The following is a 17,913-nucleotide window of genomic DNA, read 5'->3' as shown; positions in this document are numbered from 1 at the left end:
CACCTCGACGCGTCGGGGGCGGTTTCGGGCGGTACTCACGTCGAATACCACCGCAAACCGCCCCCGGACGGAAGCGTGCCGGACGGTGCCGGGACGCCGTCAGGCGGCTCAGGGCACCCGCGCGGTCCACTCGGGGGTCGTGAACTTGGTGCGGGCCAGCTGCTCGGCCTCCTCACGGGTGGCCTCGTCCAGCTCGACGCGGCGGGCGCCGTAGCGCTCCTCGAAGGTGGTCATCATGGTCTCCCAGATCTCGGCGCGGGAGACGCCGGTCTGGCGCCGGAGCGGGTCCACGCGCTTCTTCGCCGAGGTCACGCCCTTGCCGCGCAGCTTCTCCCGGCCGATGCGCAGCACCTCGAGCATCTTGTCCGCGTCGATGTCGTAGCTCATCGTCACGTGGTGCAGGAGCCCGGCCGTGCCCACCCGCTTCTGCGCGGCGCCGCCGATCTTCCCCTGGTCCGTGGCGATGTCGTTGAGCGGTTGGTAGAACGCGTGCACGCCGAGTCGGGAAAGCGCGTCCATGGTCCACTCGTCCAGGAACGGGTAGGTCTCCGCCGTCTCCAGCCCGTCGACCAGCGACGACGGCACGTGCATCGAGTACGTGACGCAGTTGTCCGCCTCCATGAACATCGCGCCGCCGCCGGAGATCCGCCGCACCACGTTGATGCCGTGCCGCCGCGCCCCCTCGGGGTCCACCTCGTTGGCGAGCGACTGGAAGGCGCCGATCACCACGGCCGGCTCGTTCCACTGCCACAGGCGCATGGTCGGCTTGCGACGTCCCTCGGCCACCTGCCGGGTGAGCACCTCGTCCAGGGCCACGGTCAGCGCGATCGGCATCGGCTCCGGCCCGATGACCTCCCACTCGTGGTCCCCCCACGTGGTCGCCTTGCCGAGGGCCCGACGCACGGCCGAGGCGACCGCGAAGGCGTCCACGCCGAACAGCTCGGCCTCGGAGCGCAGCCCCCGCTCGACGGCCTCCCGGATGACCCGGTGCTCGGCGTCCGCGGACAGCCCGGTGACCGCCGCGTTGAGGTCCTCGAGCGCCTCGTCCGGCTCGAGGAAGAAGTCGCCGTTGATGCTGGCGGTCGCGATCCGGCCGTCCGCGAGGGTCAGGTCCGCCGCGACCAGCTTGCCGCCGATCACCTTGTATTCACCGTGGAGAGTCGTCATGCCCGTCAGCCTACGGGCGACGCGACGGGCCCCGCACCGCCCGGATCGCTCCGGGGGCGCGGGGCCCGTCGTCGTGGTGGGCGCGCGGCTCAGGCCGCCGCGGTCACTTCTTGCCGCCGAAGCCCTTGAAGCGGGCGTTGAAGCGCTCGACGCGGCCGGCGGTGTCCATGATGCGCTGCTTGCCCGTGTAGAACGGGTGCGAGGCGGCCGAGATCTCGACGTCGATCACCGGGTAGGTGTTGCCATCGGTCCACTCCGCGGTCTTCTCGGAGTTCGCGGTGCTGCGGGTGAGGATCTTCTCACCGGAGGCGAGGTCGTTGAAGATGACGTAGCGGTAATCCGGGTGGATCTCAGACTTCATGGTGCATCCTTCGTTTCAGCCGCCTGATTGGGACCAGGGGCGCGAGAGGTGTGGTCAGGGGGTCCGCCGGACGGCGGGCCAGCCGCCCACTCTACCGCACCCGGGCCGGTCAGCGCGCGCGCAGCTCCCACAGCGCGACCGCCGCGGCCGCGGCCACGTTCAGCGAGTCGACGCCGGCGGGCATGGGGATGACGACGTCGGCGTCGGTCTGGGCGAGGGTGTCGGGCCGGACCCCCGGCCCCTCCTGGCCGAGGACGAGGGCCAGGCGCTCGGCGGTCCGCAGCGGCTCGATCCGAGCGGAGTCCAGGCCCACGGCGCGCTCCGTCACCTCGAGGGCGGCCACCGCGAACCCGGCCGCCCGCAGCGCGGGCAGCGACTCGGCGACCGGACCGGGCAGGCGCGCCCACGGCAGGCGGAACACCGTGCCCATCGAGACGCGGATGGCGCGCCGGTACAGCGGGTCGGCGGCCTGCGGGGTGAGCAGCAGTGCGTCCCAGCCGAGGGCGACGGCGGAGCGCACCACGGCGCCCAGGTTCGTGTGGTCCACGAGGTCCTCGGCGATGAGCACGCGCCGGGCGCCCGCGAGGACGTCGGCGAGCGGCCGGGGCGCGGGGCGGTCCATCGCGGCCAGGGCGCCGCGGTGCAGGTGGAAGCCGGTGAGGGCCTCGAGCACGTCGTCGGGTCCGGTGAAGACCGGGACGTCCGGATGGGCGGCGAGCACGTCCGCGAAGGACCCGCGGTAGCGGTCCCCCAGCAGGAAGGAGCGCGGGGTGTGTCCGGTGTCCAGTGCGCGGCGGACCACCTGTGAGGACTCGGCGAGGAAGACGCCGTGCTCCGCGTCGACGCGACGGCGCAGGGCCGCGTCCGTCATGGTCGTGTAGGGGGCCAGGCGGGGGTCGGCGAGGTCCTCGATCCGCTCCAGGCGCACCTCGCGGGTCCCGACCTCACCCACCCGAGACCTGCCGCATCACCATGACCACCAGCCCGGCCAGGCCCACGATCACGATGGTGACGCGCAGCGCCGTCGGCGAGATGCGCCGGCCGATCCGCGCGCCCACGAGCCCGCCCACGAGCGAGGAGAGCGCGATCAACAGGACGGCCCGCCAGTCGATGCGGTCGAAGGCGAAGACCAGGTAGAACGCGGCGGCGGTGAGGTTGACCACCAGCGACAGCCACGTCTTCACGGCGTTGGCGTGCACGAGGGTGCCGCCCACCAGCAGCACGCCGAAGATCGCCATGAGCATGACGCCCTGGGCGGCCACGAAGTAGCCGCCGTAGATGCCGGTCAGGAACACGAGCGTCCACAGCGTCGGGGTCACGGGGCCCACCGGCACGGGAGAGTCCGCGCCGGGGGTCGGTCCCTGGTCCTCCGCCCGACGCCGGACCCACCGCTGGATGCGCGGCTGCAGCACGACGACCGTCAGGGCCACCACGAGCAGCACCGGCGCGACGTAGCCGAACACGGCCGGGGGCAGCGTGGTGAGCAGGGCGGCGCCGATGACCCCGCCGAGCAGGGACGCGACGGTCAGCTTCGGCAGGAGCGCCCGGGACTGGGCCAGCTCGCGGCGGTACCCGTACGTGCCGGAGAAGCCCGAGGCCACCAGGCCCATCGCGTTGGAGACCTGGGCCGTCACGGGCGGGAACCCGACCGCCACGAGCGTCGGGAAGGTGACGAGCGTGCCCGAGCCGATCACCGAGTTGATCGTGCCGGCCCAGAACCCCGCGAGCAGCACGAGCAGGACCTGCCACAGGTCCATGCCCAGCAGCTGCGCGGTCAGCAGCCCCGTCACCGGGCGACGGCGGTGTACCGACCGCCGGTGCGGGTCACCTTCAGGTCCGTGCCGAACGCCGCGGAGAGGTGCTCCTCGGTGAGCGTCGACTCGATGGGCCCGGCCGCCACGACACCGCCGTCCCGCAGCAGCAGGGCATGCGTGAAACCCGGGGGCACCTCCTCGAGGTGGTGCGTGACGAGGACCAGCGCGGGCGCGTCCTCGTCCGTGGCGAGCGCCGTCAGCTGGCGCACGAGGTCCTCCCGCCCGGCGAGGTCCAGGCCCGCGGCGGGCTCGTCCAGCAGGAGCAGCTCGGGATCGGTCATCAGGGCACGGGCGATGAGCACGCGCTTGCGCTCACCGTCGGAGAGGGTGCCGAACGCGCGGTGCGCGAGGCGGGAGAGCCCCCAGGTCGCCACGAGGCCGAGCGCGCGGGCGCGATCCTCCGTCTCGTACCGCTCGCGCCACGTGCCGGTGATCCCGTAGGCGGCGGTGACGACGGCGTCCTGCACGGTCTCGTTCGCGGGCACCTGGGCGGCGAGCTGGGCGGAGGACAGGCCGATGCGCGGGCGCAGCTCGAACACGTCGACGGCGCCGAGCACCTCGTCCAGCACGCCGACGTCGCCGGCGGTCGGGTGCAGGCGGGCCGCGGCCAGCTGGAGCAGCGTGGACTTGCCGGCGCCGTTCGGGCCCATCACGATCCACCGCTGCCCCGCGCGGACCGTCCAGTCCAGGGGGCCGAGGATGTCGGTGGTGCCGCGGCGCACGCGCACGCGGCGCATCTGCAGCACGGCGTCCTCATCCGGGAGGAACCAGTCGTCGGGAGGCGCGGGGGTGGTCATGGGGGCCAGCCTAGTCCGGCCGGCCGGCGCGTCGCCGATGCGACGCACGCCCGGCCGCGCCCGCACCCCCGCCTAGGATGCCGCGCATGAGCACCCTGCGCCGCCTCGTCGTCACCGCCGACCCCGCCCTCCTCGTCACGGACGCGCCCCCGGCCGGCGTGCCCGACGACGCCGAGCGGCTCACCGACGACGGCCTGCTGGGCTGGCGCTTCGCCGCGGACGAGTGGGCGGCGGCCCCGGAGCCGGGTTCCGGGTGGGACGTGCTCACGGTGCCGGCGACGGTCGCCGCCGCGCCGGCGCCCCTCGTGGTGACGGACGTGGACTCCACGCTGATCCGGCAGGAGGTCATCGAGCTGCTCGCCGCCCACGCCGGCCGCGAGGCCGAGGTCGCCGAGGTGACGGAGCGGGCGATGCGCGGTGAGCTCGACTTCGCCGCCTCGCTGCACGCGCGCGTCGAGGCGCTCGCGGGGCTGCCCGTGGGCGTCGTGGCGGACGTGGTGCGGGCCATCCGGCCCACCGACGGAGCCCTCGCGCTGATCGAGGCCGTCACCGCGGCCGGCGGCCGGGTGTGCGCGGTCTCCGGCGGCTTCACCCAGGTGCTCGCCCCGCTGGCCGAGGCGTGGGGCGTGCACGCCTACTGCGCCAACGAGCTCGAGGTGCGGGACGGGCACCTGACGGGGAAGGTGCTCGGCGACGTCGTGGACCGCGCGGCGAAGGCCGCCATGCTGCGCGCCTGGGCCGAGGACGCGGGGCTCACCCCCGAGCAGGCCGTCGGCGTGGGCGACGGCGCCAACGACATCGATCTGCTCGAGGCGGCCGGCTGCGGCGTGGCGCTGTGCGCGAAGCCGATCCTCCGGGAGCACGCGGACGTCGTCGTCGACGTGCCCTCCTTCACCCCCCTGCGGTGGCTCCTCGGTCTCTGAGGCGTCCGCTCCCGGAGGTCACGAGGGCCGGATCCCACGGATCCGGCCCTCGTCGTCTGGGGTGTGGTGGGGTTCAGTCCTGCCCGAGGAAGTCCTCGGCGCCGCCCACGAGCTCGGTGTGGCCGACCTCGAGGCCCTCGCGGCCCACGAGGGAGGCGATCTCGGCGGCGAACTCCTCCACGGTGTAGAGTTTGCCGGCGGCCTCGCGGCGGGCCTCGATGGCACCTGGCTCGGCGCGGTCGAGCAGGGTGGCGGTGATGGTGCCCTCGATCATGTCGCCGGAGACCACCACGAAGCCCACGCCCTTCTCGGTGAACGCGGGGATGCGCTCGCGCAGGGCGTCCTCGCCGGCGCGCTTGGAGCGGGCCACGGGCTCGTAGGAGTCCATCGTGGCGACCTCGTCGATGAAGTGCGCCTGGTGGGAGGTCACGAACACGATCTGCCCGCCGGCACCCATGCGCTCGAGCGCGGCGTCGGCCAGCGCGGCCTGGGCGTCACGGTTGAGCTTCAGGGCGTAGTCCTCGCCGAACTGGGACTCCATGCCGCCCGAGGCGTTGAGCACGAGCACGTCGAGTGAGCCGAAGTGCTCCACGGCGGCGTCCAGCAGCGCGGCCCGATCCTCGGCGACGGTCACGTCGCCGCCCACGGCCACGGCGCGGCCGCCGGCCTCCTCGATCTTCTGCACCACCTTGTTCGCGCGCGGCGCCTTCTGGCGGTAGTTCACCACGACGCCCGCGCCGCGGGCGGCCAGCAGCTCGGCGGTGGCGGCTCCGATGCCGCGGGAGGAGCCGGTGACGACGACGCCGCGTCCGGCCAGGTCCTGCTCGGTCATGTTCTGTGCTTCCTGTCTGCTCAGCGGTCGGTGGTCGTCAGTGGCCCATGCCCAGGCCGCCGTCCACGGGGATCACGGCCCCGGAGATGTACGCGGCCTCGTCCGAGGCCAGCCAGCGCACGACGCCGGCCACCTCCTCCGGGTCGGCGAAGCGGCCGGCCGGGATGGACGTCTTGTACTGGGCCTTGAGCTCGTCGTCGAGGGACTGCGTCATCTCGGTGTCGATGTAGCCGGGGGCCACGACGTTCGCGGTCACGCCGCGCGCGCCGAGCTCGCGCGTGATCGAGCGGGCCATCCCGACGAGGCCGGACTTGGAGGCGGCGTAGTTGACCTGGCCGGGCGAGCCGAGCAGGCCCACCACGGAGGAGATCAGGACGATGCGGCCGCGCTTCAGGCGCATCATGCCCTTGGTGGCGCGCTGCACTACGCGGAAGGCGCCGGTGAGGTTCGTGTCGATCACCGAGGTGAAGTCATCCTCGGACATGCGCAGCAGCAGCTGGTCGTGGGTGATCCCGGCGTTGGCCACGAGCACCTCGACCGGGCCGTGGGCCTCCTCGACCTCGCGGAAGGCCGCGTCCACGGAGGCCGCGTCCGTCACGTCGGCCCGGACCGCGAGGACCCCCTCCGGCCCCTCCCCCGAGCGGGAGGTGATGGCCACGCGGTCGCCGTTCGCGGCGAACGCCCGGGCGATGGCCAGGCCGATGCCGCGGTTGCCCCCCGTGACGAGGACGCTGCGGCCGGCGGCCTGTGCGTCCGCTGCGGGCGTGGTGGTCTGATCGGCCATGGGAACACCTTCCGGACGGGACGGGACTAGACTGGAGCACCGGCGCGGCGCCGTCGACGCCGTCCTGCGGGACGCCGCCGAGGGCGATCGCGCCGGCATGTGAACCACCACTCTACGTCCGCGGCCGCGCGGGGGCCCTCCGCAGGGCGCGACGTGCCAGGAGGATGCGCCATGACCAGCTCCGCCGCCAGCTCCCGAGCCGGCCGTCCCGCCCGCGCCGGGCGCGGGACGACACCGGAGGTCCAGGGGGTCACCACCGCCGCCGCCGGCCGCAGCGCGGACCGGGAGGCGCGCATGAAGGTCTACCTGGTCCAGATGCTGCTCCGCACCGCCTGCTTCGTCGCCGCGCTCTTCACCCACGGCTGGTGGCAGCTCGGGTTCATCCTCGGCGCGGTCGTGCTGCCCTACGTCGCCGTCGTGCGCGTGAACAACACCGGCCCGCAGCAGGCCGGCACCCTGCGCGCCGTGCCCACCCAGGGACCGGCCCTGGCCCCCCGCCCCGACGACACGGCGGCGCCCGAGCCGGTCGTGCTCACCGGCGACCTCGTGGACGACCCGCGCGACCGTGCGCCCCGGGCGCTGGGCCGAGGGTCCTCGTCCGCCGGCGGTCCCGGCCTGCCTGGACGGGGCGCCGCGTGATCGGGGCGGGCCCGGGCGAGCCGGACGTGGACCTGCTGGGCGCCCTCGCGGCCGGCCGCCTCGACCCCGCCGCGGGTGCCTCCGCCACCCGATCCCCGCACGCCGCCGCGGACGGGCCCGAGCGGCCGGTCTGCTCGCGTCGCGGCTGCACCGCGGAGGCGACCTGGGCCCTGGAGTGGAACAACCCGCGCGTCCACGCCCCGGACCGGGTGAAGACCTGGCTGGCCTGCGCGGACCATCGGCCCTTCCTGGACGACTTCCTGAGCGCCCGCGGCTTCCTGCGGCGCTCCCGCCCACTCGACCCGCCCGCCACGGAGGCGCCCGAGGTCGAGACGCCCGAGACCCCGCAGGAGCCCCCGCGCCCATGAGCACCCCCGCCCCCATGACGGCCCCGACCGCCCGCGACGCCGAACGCCTGCCTCCCCTGCGCTTCGGCTTCCTCGCCACCGGCCCGTGGATCCTCGGCTTCGTGGTGTGCATCCTCTTCGCGTTCCTGTGCCACGCGCTCGCCCAGTGGCAGTGGGACCGCCGCGTGGAGGTCCAGCACCGCGTCAACCGCGTCCTGGAGAACTACGACGACGACCCGGTCCCGTTCGCCGAGGCCTCCCGGCTGTTCACCGCGTTCCAGACCGAGGACGAGTGGACGCCTGTGACACTGACCGGCGAGTACCTCGTCGACGAGACGCTCATCGTCCGCAACCGTCCCCGCGCCGGCCAGCCCGGCTACGAGGTGCTCGTGCCGTTCCGGACGGACGAGGGCCCCGTCGTCGTGGTGGACCGCGGCTGGCTCCCGGTGGGCAACACCCCGGGTCAGCCGGACGCCGTGCCGGCCCCGCCCGCCGGCCACGCCGAGGTCGTGGTGCGGGTCAAGCCCGGGGAGCCGGCCCTGGACCGCGACGCCCCGGACGGCCAGGTGCCCTCGATCGACCTCACCGAGATCGCCGACACCGTGGGCGGGCCCGTGGCCGGGACGGCCTACGGGATCATGGTCACGGAGGACCCGGCGGTGGAGTCGATGCCGCAGAAGCTCGTCGAGCCCACCCTGGACGAGGGCCCGCACCTGTCCTACGCGATCCAGTGGTACCTGTTCGCGGCCATGGGCTTCGGGGTGTGGGGGTACTCCGCGTGGATGCGCGCGCGCAACGACCGGGCCGACGCCCTCGACGACGCCGCGGACGACGGGCTGCTCTCCGCGCACCGGGTCCCCCGCGCCAAGCCGGCCCGGCGGCGGCGCGACGGGCGGCTCACGGACGAGGAGGCCGAGGACGCGCTCTTCGACTGAGCCGGCCCTCCGCCTCGGCGGCCCGCGGACTCAGGCGAGGGTGATGAGGTCCCTGTAGTCGTCGTTCCAGAGGTCCTCGACCCCGTCCGGCAGCACCACCACGCGCTCGGGGTCGAGCGCCTCGACGGCGCCCTCGTCGTGGGTCACGAGCACCACGGCGCCCTCGTACTGGCGCAGTGCGTGGAGGATCTCCTCACGGCTGGCGGGGTCGAGGTTGTTCGTGGGCTCGTCCAGCAGCAGCACGTTCGCGCTCGAGGCCACGAGCGTGGCCAGCGCCAGGCGGGTCTTCTCGCCGCCGGAGAGGACGCGGGCGGGCTTGTCGACGTCGTCGCCCTGGAAGAGGAACGAGCCGAGCAGCGTGCGCGCCTGGGTGTCGCCGAGCTGCGGGGCGGCGTGGCGCATGTTGTCCAGGACGGACGCGTCCTGGTCCAGGGTGTCGTGCTCCTGGGCGAAGTAGCCCAGCTTGAGCCCGTGGCCCGCCTGGACCTCTCCGGTGTCCGGGGTCTCCTCCCGGGCGAGCATGCGCAGCAGCGTCGTCTTGCCGGCGCCGTTGTAGCCCAGGATCACCACGCGCGAGCCGCGGTCGATCGCCAGGTCCACTCCCGTGAAGATCTCGAGCGAGCCGTAGGACTTGGAGAGGTTCTCGGCGCGCAGCGGCGTCTTGCCGGAGGCCTGCGGGGTGGGGAAGCGGATCGCGGCCACGCGGTCGACCGCGCGCTCGCCCTCGACGCCGCGCATGAGCCGCTCGGCGCGCTTGATCATGTTCTGCGCGGCGGTGGCCTTGGTCGCCTTGGCGCGCATCTTCTCGGCCTGGGCCATGAGGGCTGAGGCCTTCTTCTCCGCGTTGGCGAACTCCCGGCGGCGGCGCGCCTCGTCCTGCTGGCGCTGGGCGAGGTAGTTCTTCCACGTCATGTTGTAGACGTCCATGGTCTGCCGGTTCGCGTCCAGGTAGAGGACCTTGTTCACGGTCATCTCCATGAGCTCGACGTCGTGCGAGATCATCAGGAGGCCGCCGGAGTAGGTCTTCAGGTAGTCGCGCAGCCACACGATCGAGTCGTGGTCGAGGTGGTTGGTGGGCTCGTCCAGCAGCAGGATGTCCGCGTCGGAGAAGAGGATGCGGGCGAGCTCCACGCGGCGGCGCTGGCCGCCGGAGAGGGTGTGCAGCGGCTGGTCCAGGACGCGGTCCGGCAGGCCGAGGTTGGACGTGATCCGGGCGGCCTCGGACTCGGCCGCGTAGCCGCCGCGGGCCTCGAACTCCGCCTCCAGGCGGGAGTAGCGGTTCATCGCCCGCTCCCGCTCGGCGTCGTCGACGGCGGCCATGCCGGCCTCGGCCTCGCGCATGCGGCGGATGGTCTGGTCCAGGTCGCGGGCGGAGAGGATGCGGTCGCGGCCGGACTGGTCCATGTCCTCGACCTTGGGGTCCTGGGGCAGGTAGCCGATGCGCCCGGTCCGGGTCACGGTGCCCGCCGTGGGCTGCCCGCCGCCGGCCAGGACCTTGGTCAGCGTCGTCTTGCCGGCGCCGTTGCGCCCCACGAGGCCGACCTTGTCCCCCTTGTCCACGCGGAAGTTCACCTCGTCCATGAGGAGACGGGCGCCCACGCGCAGTTCGACATCGGTGACGGTCAGCATGGGGGTGTCAGACTCCAGGGGTCGAGGGAAGAACAGGGGTGCATCGGCGGGGCCCGGCCGATCTCGACGGGCGGGGGCCAGTGCGGTGCCGGGCCAGTCTAGTCCGTCTACACTCTGGCCCCATGAGCTTCAACGAGAACGTGCAGATCGACGCCGGCCGGGCCCGATCGGGCGGTGGCGGCGGGCTGGGGGGCCGGGGCATCGCCATCGGCGGTGGCGGCGGCCTGCTCGCGTTGCTGCTCGCGATCTTCGCCCCCGGGCTGGCCGAGCAGCTCGGGATCGACACGGGCGGCGGGTCCGTCGGCCAGAGTCAGTACCAGCAGCAGACGGGCTCGGGCGGCCAGAGCCAGCCCCTCTCGGACGAGGCGTGCGCCAGCGGTGCGGACGCCAACCAGAACACGGACTGCCGCGTCGTCGCGACCACCGAGGCCGCGGACGAGTTCTGGGGCGAGTACCTCGCCCAGTTCTCGGACATCCAGTGGCGCCAGCCGCAGCTGACCCTGTTCCAGGGCGGCGTGAGCACCGGCTGCGGCAGCGCCTCCTCGGCCACGGGCCCGTTCTACTGCCCGGCGGACGAGTCCATGTACTTCGACACCGCGTTCTTCGAGACGCTGCAGACCGATTTCGGCGCCGAGGGCGGACCGCTGGCGGAGGAGTACATCGTGGCGCACGAGTACGGCCACCATGTCCAGCAGGTCACCGGCTACCTGCAGCACTCGAAGGACGGGACCACCGGCCCCACCTCCGGCGCCGTGCGCGCGGAGCTGCAGGCCGACTGCTTCGCCGGCATGTGGGCCGGGCACGCCGCCTCCACCGTGGACCCCGAGTCCGGTGCGCCGTTCCTGAAGCCGATCTCGCAGGACCAGCTGCGCCAGGCCATCGACGCGGCCTCCGCCGTGGGCGATGACCGCATCCAGTCCACCCACACCGGCCGGGTGGACCCCGAGGCGTTCACGCACGGCACCTCCGAGCAGCGCATGGCCTGGTTCATGCGCGGCTACCAGAGCTCCCAGCAGGAGCCGGACATCCGCCAGTGCGACACGTTCCGGGCCTCCTCCCTGGACATCTGAGCCCGGAGCGCCGGGGCGCCTGCCGGCCCGTCCGCACTCCCCCACCACGACGGCGGCCCGTCACCTTCTGCGCTAAGGTGACGGGCCGCCGTCGTCGTCCGGACCGGATCAGATGTTGAAGCCAAGGGCGCGCATCTGGTCGCGCCCGTCCTCGGTGATCCGCTCGGGGCCCCACGGGGGCATCCAGACCCAGTTCAGCCGCCACTCGTCCACCATGGTGCCGATCGCGCGGGAGACCTGGTCCTCGATCTCGTCCGTGAGCGGGCAGGCCGCGGTGGTCAGGGTCATGTCCACGAGCAGCGCGCCGTCGTCGGCGTAGTGCAGCCCGTAGAGCAGGCCCAGGTCCACGACGTTGACGCCCAGCTCCGGGTCGATCACGTCCTTGAGGGCCTCACGGATGTCCTCCGTGGGCGCCTGGTTCGTGGTCTCCGTCATCTCAGGCCCCCGCCGCGGCCTTCTCGAAGCGGGCGTAGCCCTCGGCCTCGAGCTGCTCGGCGAGCTCCGGGCCGCCGGACTCGGCGACGCGGCCGTCCACCAGCACGTGCACGTGGTCCGGCTTGATGTAGTTGAGGATCCGCGTGTAGTGGGTGATCAGCAGGGTGCCCATCTCGTTCTGCGCCTGGGCGCGGTTGACGCCCTCGGAGACGATGCGCAGCGCGTCGACGTCGAGGCCGGAGTCGGTCTCGTCGAGGATCGCGAACTTGGGCTTGAACAGCTCGAGCTGGAGGATCTCGGCGCGCTTCTTCTCGCCGCCGGAGAAGCCCTCGTTGACGTTGCGGTTCATGAACGCCGGGTCGATCTGCAGGGCCTCGAAGGCGCCCTTGACGTCCTTGGTCCAGGTGCGCAGCGAGGGGGCCTGGCCGTCGAGCGCGGTCTTCGCGGTGCGCAGGAAGTTGGTCATGGTGACGCCCGGGATCTCCACGGGGTACTGCATGGCCAGGAAGAGGCCGGCCTGGGCGCGCTCGTCGACGCTCATCTCCAGCACATCCTCACCGTCGAGGGTGATGGAGCCGGAGGTGACCTCGTAGCGCGGGTGGCCGGCGATGGTCGAGGCCAGGGTGGACTTGCCGGAGCCGTTCGGGCCCATGATCGCGTGGGTCTCGCCCGTCTCGATGGTCAGGGAGAGGCCCTTCAGGATCTCCTTGGGGCCGTTCTCGGTCGCGATCTGCACGTGCAGGTCGGTGATCTGCAGGGTTGCCATGGTGGTTCTCCTCGGGTGGAAGGCGGTGGGGTCTGCGGGGCGTCGGTCAGAGCTGCGCGATGCGGAGCTCGTCCTCCATGACGGCGGTCAGCTCGTCCTCGACGTCGCCGACACCGATCTTCTGGATGATCTCGTTGAGGAAGCCGCGCACGATCAGGCGGCGGGCCTCGGTCTCGGGGATGCCGCGGGCCATCAGGTAGAACAGCTGGGTCTCGTCGAAGCGGCCGGTCGCGGACGCGTGGCCCGCACCCTCGATCACGCCGGTCTCGATCTCCAGGTTCGGCACCGAGTCCGCGCGCGCCCCGTCGGAGAGCAGCAGGTTCTGGTTCTTCTCGTACGTGTCCGTGCCCTCGGCCTCCTTGCGGATCAGCACGTCGCCCACCCACACGGTGCGCGCGTCCGTGCCCTGCAGGGCGCCCTTGTAGAGCACGTTCGAGACGCAGTCCGGCTGGTTGTGGTCCACGAACAGGCGGTTCTCGAGGTGCTGCCCGGCGTCGGCGAAGTACAGGCCGTACATCTCGGCCTCACCGCGCTCGGCGGCGAACCGCGCGGTCGGGGTCAGCCGCACCACGCCGCCGCCGTAGGACACGGCCACGTGCTTGAAGTGCGCGTTCGTGGCGACCGAGGCCTGCTGGGCCGAGACGTGCACGGCATCGCCCTCCCAGGCCTGCAGCGCGACCACGTTCAGGCGGGCGTCGCGGCGCACGTCGAACTCGACGTTCTGGGCCAGCACGGCGGTGCCGCGGTGGGCGATCACGACGTCGGCCTGCGCGTTCTCCTCCACGAGCACGGTCAGGTGCATCGCGGCCGGGTCGGCGGAGGAGCCGACGACGTCGATGCGCACCGGCTCGGCGACCTCGCCGGAGATCGTGACGACGGTGGCCTCGGAGACCGAGTTCCAGGCCGCGGCGGACACGCGGTCGTCGGGGGTCAGGACGGAGCCGACGCGGGCGTCGTCGCGGGCCACGGTCTCCACCGTGACGCCGGCCTGCTCGGCCACGGCCACGGCGGGCGCGGCACCGGTCAGGCGCGCGTCGTCGCCCTCGGGCAGGTGCAGCCCGCCCAGGCGCTTGAGCGGGGTGAAGCGCCAGTCCTCCTCGCGCCCCGTGAGCACGGGGAAGTCGGACAGCTCGAAGGAGCTGAGGCGATCGGCGCGCGAGCCCGCGGCGTTGCGCTCCCGGCCCCCGGCCCGGGCGGCCGGGTTCTGCGCGACGGTGAGCTTCTCGCCCTCCTCGCCCATGCCCGGGATCATGGTCCGCTGGGTGTTCTCCACGGTGTCGGTCATGTCAGCCCACCGATCCTTCCATCTGCAGTTCGATCAGCTTGTTGAGCTCGAGCGCGTACTCCATGGGCAGCTCGCGGGCGATCGGCTCGATGAAGCCGCGCACGATCATGGCCATGGCCTCGTCCTCGGACATGCCGCGGCTCATGAGGTAGAAGAGCTGCTCCTCGGACACCTTCGAGACGGTCGCCTCGTGGCCGAGGGTCACGTCGTCCTCGCGGATGTCGATGTACGGGTACGTGTCGGAGCGGGAGACCGTGTCCACGAGCAGGGCGTCGCACACCACCGAGTTCGCGGAGCCGTTCGCGCCCTCGGCGATCTGCACCAGGCCGCGATAGGCGGCGCGGCCGCCGCTGCGGGCCACGGACTTGGACACGATCGAGGAGTTCGTGTGCGGGGCCATGTGCACCATCTTGGAGCCGGTGTCCTGGTGCTGGTCCTTGCCCGCGAACGCGACGGAGAGGGTCTCGCCGGTGGCGTGCTCGCCGGTCAGGTACACGGCCGGGTACTTCATGGTCACCTTGGAGCCGATGTTGCCGTCGATCCACTCCATGGTGCCGCCGGCCTCGACCACGGCGCGCTTGGTCACGAGGTTGTACACGTTCGTGGACCAGTTCTGGATGGTGGTGTAGCGCACGCGGGCGTTCTTCTTCACCACGATCTCCACGACGGCCGAGTGCAGCGAGTCGGACTGGTAGATCGGGGCGGTGCAGCCCTCGATGTAGTGCACGTACGAGTCCTCGTCCGCGATGATCAGCGTCCGCTCGAACTGGCCCATGTTCTCCGTGTTGATGCGGAAGTAGGCCTGCAGCGGGATCTCCACGTGCACGCCCTTGGGCACGTACACGAAGGAGCCGCCGGACCACACGGCCGTGTTCAGGGAGGCGAACTTGTTGTCGCCGACCGGGATCACGGTGCCGAAGTACTCCTCGAAGATCTCCGGGTGCTCCTTGAGCGCGGTGTCGGTGTCGAGGAACACGACGCCCTGCTCCTCCAGGTCCTCGCGGATCTGGTGGTAGACGACCTCGGACTCGTACTGGGCGGCGACGCCGGCCACGAGACGCTCGCGCTCGGCCTCGGGGATGCCCAGGCGCTCGTAGGTGTTGCGGATGTCCTCGGGCAGGTCCTCCCAGGTCTTGGCCTGGCCCTCGGTGGAGCGCACGAAGTACTTGATGTTGTCGAAGTCGATGCCGGACAGGTCCGGGCCCCACGCCGGCATCGGCTTGCGCTCGAAGTACTTGAGGGCCTTGAGGCGCAGGTTGCGCATCCACTCCGGCTCGTCCTTCTTGCCGGAGATGTCGCGCACGACGTCCTCGTTCAGACCGCGGACGGCCTTCTCGCCGGCCGCGTCGGAGTCGGCCCAGCCGTACTGGTAGGCGCCGATGGCGTTGAGCTCGGGGTTCTTGTCGAGGATCTCCTGGATCACGCCGGGGTCGGCGGTCTCCGCGGAGTCCCGCTGGACGATCTGGTCGGTCATCTCAGCCTCTCTCACTAGTCACTGCAGTCGGGGTCGGTCGGGTGGTCGGCGGGAGCCGGAGCGAGGCCCGCGCGGCTCAGTCGCGGCCCAGCGGCACATGTGTGGTGCACACGTGGGCGCCGGCGGCGAGGGTCGAGAGCCGGCGCACGTCCACCTCGAGCAGGCGGGCGAACAGCGCGGTCTCCTCTTCACAGAACTCCGGATGGCGGGCGGGAATTCCCTGGAACGGGCAGTGCCCCTGGCAGACCTGGTCCGCGCGGAGGGTGGGCGCCAGGCCCGCGCCGAAGTGGCGCAGCGTGCCGGCGTAGCCGGCCTCGTCGAGGACCCGGGCGAGGATCCGGGTGCGGTCCTGCAGCGCGGTCTCCCGGCCGCCGACGGCGGCCGTGAAGCGCTCCTCGATCTCACGGAAGGCGTGGCGCGCGGCGCGGCGCACCTCCTCCTCCCCGCCGAGCTCCTCGAGGCGGGCCAGGGTGTCCAGGGCGACGGCGAGGTGGTCCTTGGGCAGGTGCTCCTGCGCGTGCGAGGTGACCACGTAGCGGCGGGAGGGCCGTCCCGCGCCGCGGGCCGCGGTGACCCGCTTGACCTCGACGAGCGAGTCCTCCTCGAGCGCGTCCAGGTGGCGGCGCACGGCAGCGGCGGTCAGCTCCAGCTCGCGACCGATCTCGGCCGCGCTCACGGGTCCACGCGTCAGGACCAGCTGCAGCACACGCTCGCGCGTGCCCTCGGCCGGGGCCGGAGCGGGGGGCGACGCAGACTGATCCGAATACACCACGCCATCATGACCTATTGATCTGGAACGGTTCAAGTGAGGCTCGCCTGGCTTGATGACGCCCGCGGCGGAACGCGCGTCAGACCGGGCGCCCCCGGCCCCACGAGCCGGGGTCGCAGGGCCCGAGGACTAGACTGGCACAGTGCCCCGACCTCCCCTGACCCCGGATCCCGTGCCGCGCGACGAGCCCGTCCTGCGCCTGAGCGACGTCCACCGGAGCCTCGGCCGCGGCCGGTCCCGCACCCCCGTCCTGCGGGGCGTCGACCTCACCGCCCGTGCGGGCGCCGTCACGGTGCTGCTCGGCCCCAACGGGGCCGGCAAGTCCACCACCCTGGGCCTCTGCCACGGCATGGACCGGCCCGACGCCGGCTCCGTGCGCGTGTTCGGCGCAGACCCGTGGCGGGCCTCCGCCGACCTGCGCGCCCGCATCGGCGTGATGTGGCAGGAGGGCGGCCTGCCGCCCGCGATCCCCGCCCGCCGCTTCGTCGGCCACGTGGCGTCCCTGTACCGCGACCCGCTGCCCGTCGAGCCGCTGCTGGAGCGCCTGCTGATCGCCGACGTCGCCGGCCGCCCCCTGCGCCGCCTCTCCGGCGGCCAGCGCCAGCGCGTCGCGCTCGCGGCCGCCCTCGTCGGCCGGCCGGACATGCTGTTCCTCGACGAGCCCACCGCGGGCCTCGACCCGGAGACCCGGCCCGTCGTGCACGACGTCGTGCGGGAACAGACCGACCGCGGCGCCGCCGTGCTGCTGACCACGCACCTGCTCGACGACGCCGAGCGGCTCGCGGACGACGTCGCCATCCTGCGCGCCGGCCGCGTGGTGCGCTCCGGCTCGCTGGCCGAGCTCACGCGCGTGGCCGAGGGCGACGTCGTCGACGTGGACTTCGGCGACGCCTCCCCCGAGGCCGTCCGCGCCTGGGCCGACACCCTGCCCGCGCCGCTGCGCGCGGCCGGCCTCGGCGAGTCCGCCCGCCTGCGCGTGGCCGGCGTCCGCGGCCCGGACGACCTGGCCGTCCTCGCGGCGAGCTGGCGGGAGCACGCCCTGATGCCCACCCGATTCGAGCGCGCCGGACTGCGCCTCGAGCAGATCCTCCGGGAGACCGCCGCATGAGCACGCCCGTCGTCGACCACCGCGCCCCGGCCGGCACCGGAGCCCACGCGGGCGCCGCCCCGCTGGCCGCCCGCGTCCTGCGTCAGGCCGGCTACGAGACCGGCACCGCGCTGCGCAACGGCGAGCAGCTGCTCGTGACCGTGGTGCTGCCCCTGCTCGCGCTCGTGGGCGTGCACGTCACCGGCCTGCTCGACGCCCCGGGCCGATCGGGCCTGGACGTGGCCGTGCCCGGCGTGCTCGCCCTGGCCGTGATCAGCTCCGCGTTCACGGCCACCGCGATCGCCACGGGCTTCGAGCGTCGCTACGACGTGCTCGCCGCCCTGGCCACCACCCCGCTGGGCACGCTCGGCCTCGTCGCCGGCAAGGCCCTGGCGGTGGTGGCCCTCCTGCTGGTGCAGGTGAGCGTGATCGGCGGCGTCGGCCTGGCGCTCGGGTGGCGTCCGGACCCCGAGGGGATCCTGCCGGCCCTGGTCGCCCTCGCACTGGGGGCCGCCGCCTTCACGGCCCTCGGGCTGCTGCTCGCCGGCACGGCCCGGCCGGAGGCGACCCTCGCCGTCGCCAACCTGCTGTGGGTGCTGTTCGGCGCCGTCGGCGGCACGGTGTTCCCCGCCCGGGTCCCCGGCGTGGACCTGCTCCCCTCCGGCGCGCTGGGCACGGCCCTGCGGGCCGCCCTCCTGGACGGGTCCTGGTCGCCCGTCCCCCTGCTCGTGCTCACCCTGTGGGGCGCCGTGGCCGTCGCGGCCGCGCTCCGCTGGTTCCGCTGGCGGCCCTGAACCGT

The 17,913-nt window shown here is 73.1% G+C and carries 20 protein-coding genes; 7 read left to right on the top strand and 13 right to left on the bottom strand.

The annotated features are described in order from the left end of the window. Nucleotides 1-108: 108 nt before the first annotated feature. The 5 genes from lplB to AC3RJ9_RS05495 form a co-directional block, all read right to left on the bottom strand. Complete coding sequence (gene lplB / locus AC3RJ9_RS05515) at nt 109-1,167, bottom strand: lipoate-protein ligase small subunit (RefSeq protein WP_159833149.1); 1,059 nt, start codon at nt 1,165-1,167, stop codon at nt 109-111. A gap of 103 nt (nt 1,168-1,270) precedes the next feature. Further along, a complete protein-coding gene (locus AC3RJ9_RS05510) occupies nt 1,271-1,528 on the bottom strand; it encodes a type B 50S ribosomal protein L31 (RefSeq protein WP_036336843.1) in 258 nt (85 codons plus the stop codon). Between the two features lie 109 nt (nt 1,529-1,637). After that, nucleotides 1,638-2,480: a TrmH family RNA methyltransferase gene (locus AC3RJ9_RS05505; RefSeq protein WP_144826639.1), complete on the bottom strand. Its 843-nt coding sequence runs from the start codon at nt 2,478-2,480 to the stop codon at nt 1,638-1,640. Continuing rightward, complete coding sequence (locus AC3RJ9_RS05500) at nt 2,473-3,318, bottom strand: sulfite exporter TauE/SafE family protein (protein WP_036315227.1); 846 nt, start codon at nt 3,316-3,318, stop codon at nt 2,473-2,475. Before AC3RJ9_RS05500 ends, AC3RJ9_RS05505 begins: the two co-directional genes overlap by 8 nt. After that, entirely contained in the window at nt 3,315-4,139 is an 825-nt protein-coding gene (locus AC3RJ9_RS05495) for an ABC transporter ATP-binding protein (RefSeq protein ID WP_052520061.1), read from the bottom strand. Before AC3RJ9_RS05495 ends, AC3RJ9_RS05500 begins: the two co-directional genes overlap by 4 nt. An 86-nt stretch (nt 4,140-4,225) precedes the next feature. Here AC3RJ9_RS05495 and serB point away from each other — a divergent pair, with 86 nt between their 5' ends. Further along, nucleotides 4,226-5,062, top strand: a complete 837-nt coding sequence (gene serB, locus AC3RJ9_RS05490) for a phosphoserine phosphatase SerB (protein WP_041103833.1) — start codon at nt 4,226-4,228, stop codon at nt 5,060-5,062. Nucleotides 5,063-5,135: 73 nt separating this feature from the next. On the opposite strand, the gene AC3RJ9_RS05485 is transcribed toward serB, so the two are convergent. After that, entirely contained in the window at nt 5,136-5,894 is a 759-nt protein-coding gene (locus tag AC3RJ9_RS05485) for an SDR family oxidoreductase (RefSeq protein WP_095695714.1), read from the bottom strand. 37 nt (nt 5,895-5,931) lie between these two features. After that, nucleotides 5,932-6,678, bottom strand: a complete 747-nt coding sequence (locus tag AC3RJ9_RS05480) for a beta-ketoacyl-ACP reductase (RefSeq protein ID WP_095695713.1) — start codon at nt 6,676-6,678, stop codon at nt 5,932-5,934. 171 nt (nt 6,679-6,849) lie between these two features. Between AC3RJ9_RS05480 and AC3RJ9_RS05475 the strand changes: the two genes are divergently transcribed. From AC3RJ9_RS05475 to AC3RJ9_RS05465, 3 genes are read left to right on the top strand one after another with little or no spacing between them, the layout of a single operon-like run. Further along, on the top strand, nt 6,850-7,317 hold the full coding sequence (locus AC3RJ9_RS05475; RefSeq protein ID WP_095695712.1) for a DUF3099 domain-containing protein: 468 nt from the start codon (nt 6,850-6,852) through the stop codon (nt 7,315-7,317). Beyond that, a complete protein-coding gene (locus AC3RJ9_RS05470; RefSeq protein ID WP_248086651.1) occupies nt 7,314-7,685 on the top strand; it encodes a hypothetical protein in 372 nt (123 codons plus the stop codon). Before AC3RJ9_RS05475 ends, AC3RJ9_RS05470 begins: the two co-directional genes overlap by 4 nt. After that, entirely contained in the window at nt 7,682-8,599 is a 918-nt protein-coding gene (locus AC3RJ9_RS05465; RefSeq protein ID WP_063189228.1) for an SURF1 family cytochrome oxidase biogenesis protein, read from the top strand. Before AC3RJ9_RS05470 ends, AC3RJ9_RS05465 begins: the two co-directional genes overlap by 4 nt. Nucleotides 8,600-8,629: 30 nt before the next feature. Here the strand turns inward: AC3RJ9_RS05465 and abc-f are convergent, their stop codons facing one another. Further along, entirely contained in the window at nt 8,630-10,228 is a 1,599-nt protein-coding gene (abc-f, locus tag AC3RJ9_RS05460) for a ribosomal protection-like ABC-F family protein (RefSeq protein WP_144825459.1), read from the bottom strand. A gap of 122 nt (nt 10,229-10,350) precedes the next feature. Between abc-f and ypfJ the strand changes: the two genes are divergently transcribed. Further along, nucleotides 10,351-11,298, top strand: a complete 948-nt coding sequence (ypfJ, locus tag AC3RJ9_RS05455; protein ID WP_063189234.1) for a KPN_02809 family neutral zinc metallopeptidase — start codon at nt 10,351-10,353, stop codon at nt 11,296-11,298. Nucleotides 11,299-11,406: 108 nt separating this feature from the next. Here the strand turns inward: ypfJ and AC3RJ9_RS05450 are convergent, their stop codons facing one another. The 5 genes from AC3RJ9_RS05450 to AC3RJ9_RS05430 form a co-directional block, all read right to left on the bottom strand. Then, nucleotides 11,407-11,733 carry a metal-sulfur cluster assembly factor gene (locus AC3RJ9_RS05450; protein WP_002855327.1) on the bottom strand — a complete coding sequence of 109 codons (327 nt, stop codon included), beginning with the start codon at nt 11,731-11,733 and terminating at the stop codon, nt 11,407-11,409. Between the two features lies 1 nt (nt 11,734). Then, nucleotides 11,735-12,499, bottom strand: coding sequence for a Fe-S cluster assembly ATPase SufC (gene sufC / locus AC3RJ9_RS05445; RefSeq protein ID WP_010078702.1), 765 nt, complete (start codon nt 12,497-12,499; stop codon nt 11,735-11,737). Nucleotides 12,500-12,545: 46 nt separating this feature from the next. Further along, nucleotides 12,546-13,784 carry a Fe-S cluster assembly protein SufD gene (sufD, locus tag AC3RJ9_RS05440; RefSeq protein WP_095695708.1) on the bottom strand — a complete coding sequence of 413 codons (1,239 nt, stop codon included), beginning with the start codon at nt 13,782-13,784 and terminating at the stop codon, nt 12,546-12,548. A 1-nt stretch (nt 13,785) separates the two neighbouring features. Continuing rightward, complete coding sequence (gene sufB, locus AC3RJ9_RS05435; RefSeq protein ID WP_049158418.1) at nt 13,786-15,258, bottom strand: Fe-S cluster assembly protein SufB; 1,473 nt, start codon at nt 15,256-15,258, stop codon at nt 13,786-13,788. 76 nt (nt 15,259-15,334) lie between these two features. Next, nucleotides 15,335-16,027 carry a helix-turn-helix transcriptional regulator gene (locus AC3RJ9_RS05430; protein ID WP_225348950.1) on the bottom strand — a complete coding sequence of 231 codons (693 nt, stop codon included), beginning with the start codon at nt 16,025-16,027 and terminating at the stop codon, nt 15,335-15,337. Between the two features lie 142 nt (nt 16,028-16,169). Here AC3RJ9_RS05430 and AC3RJ9_RS05425 point away from each other — a divergent pair, with 142 nt between their 5' ends. Further along, a complete protein-coding gene (locus tag AC3RJ9_RS05425; RefSeq protein WP_248086649.1) occupies nt 16,170-17,135 on the top strand; it encodes an ABC transporter ATP-binding protein in 966 nt (321 codons plus the stop codon). Next, nucleotides 17,132-17,908 (top strand): ABC transporter permease, encoded by a 777-nt coding sequence (locus tag AC3RJ9_RS05420; RefSeq protein ID WP_036338545.1) that lies wholly within the window; start codon nt 17,132-17,134, stop codon nt 17,906-17,908. Before AC3RJ9_RS05425 ends, AC3RJ9_RS05420 begins: the two co-directional genes overlap by 4 nt. Nucleotides 17,909-17,913 lie beyond the last annotated feature (5 nt).

Source organism: Micrococcus sp. 63XJN7_6_ISO-PGPR-S23-444 (genome assembly GCF_058072765.1).
The sequence above is the reverse complement of the archived record's forward strand: the minus strand, read 5'-3'. Positions and strand labels throughout refer to the sequence as shown.

Bases quoted from the DNA above. Each gene is read 5' to 3' on its own strand.
- lplB (WP_159833149.1), bottom strand. From the start codon at position 1,167: ATGACGACTCTCCACGGTGAATACAAGGTGATCGGCGGCAAGCTGGTC.
- AC3RJ9_RS05510 (WP_036336843.1), bottom strand. From the start codon at position 1,528: ATGAAGTCTGAGATCCACCCGGATTACCGCTACGTCATCTTCAACGAC.
- AC3RJ9_RS05495 (WP_052520061.1), bottom strand. From the start codon at position 4,139: ATGACCACCCCCGCGCCTCCCGACGACTGGTTCCTCCCGGATGAGGAC.
- serB (WP_041103833.1), top strand. From the start codon at position 4,226: ATGAGCACCCTGCGCCGCCTCGTCGTCACCGCCGACCCCGCCCTCCTC.
- AC3RJ9_RS05485 (WP_095695714.1), bottom strand. From the start codon at position 5,894: ATGACCGAGCAGGACCTGGCCGGACGCGGCGTCGTCGTCACCGGCTCC.
- AC3RJ9_RS05480 (WP_095695713.1), bottom strand. From the start codon at position 6,678: ATGGCCGATCAGACCACCACGCCCGCAGCGGACGCACAGGCCGCCGGC.
- AC3RJ9_RS05475 (WP_095695712.1), top strand. From the start codon at position 6,850: ATGACCAGCTCCGCCGCCAGCTCCCGAGCCGGCCGTCCCGCCCGCGCC.
- AC3RJ9_RS05465 (WP_063189228.1), top strand. From the start codon at position 7,682: ATGAGCACCCCCGCCCCCATGACGGCCCCGACCGCCCGCGACGCCGAA.
- abc-f (WP_144825459.1), bottom strand. From the start codon at position 10,228: ATGCTGACCGTCACCGATGTCGAACTGCGCGTGGGCGCCCGTCTCCTC.
- ypfJ (WP_063189234.1), top strand. From the start codon at position 10,351: ATGAGCTTCAACGAGAACGTGCAGATCGACGCCGGCCGGGCCCGATCG.
- AC3RJ9_RS05450 (WP_002855327.1), bottom strand. From the start codon at position 11,733: ATGACGGAGACCACGAACCAGGCGCCCACGGAGGACATCCGTGAGGCC.
- sufC (WP_010078702.1), bottom strand. From the start codon at position 12,499: ATGGCAACCCTGCAGATCACCGACCTGCACGTGCAGATCGCGACCGAG.
- sufD (WP_095695708.1), bottom strand. From the start codon at position 13,784: ATGACCGACACCGTGGAGAACACCCAGCGGACCATGATCCCGGGCATG.
- sufB (WP_049158418.1), bottom strand. From the start codon at position 15,258: ATGACCGACCAGATCGTCCAGCGGGACTCCGCGGAGACCGCCGACCCC.
- AC3RJ9_RS05420 (WP_036338545.1), top strand. From the start codon at position 17,132: ATGAGCACGCCCGTCGTCGACCACCGCGCCCCGGCCGGCACCGGAGCC.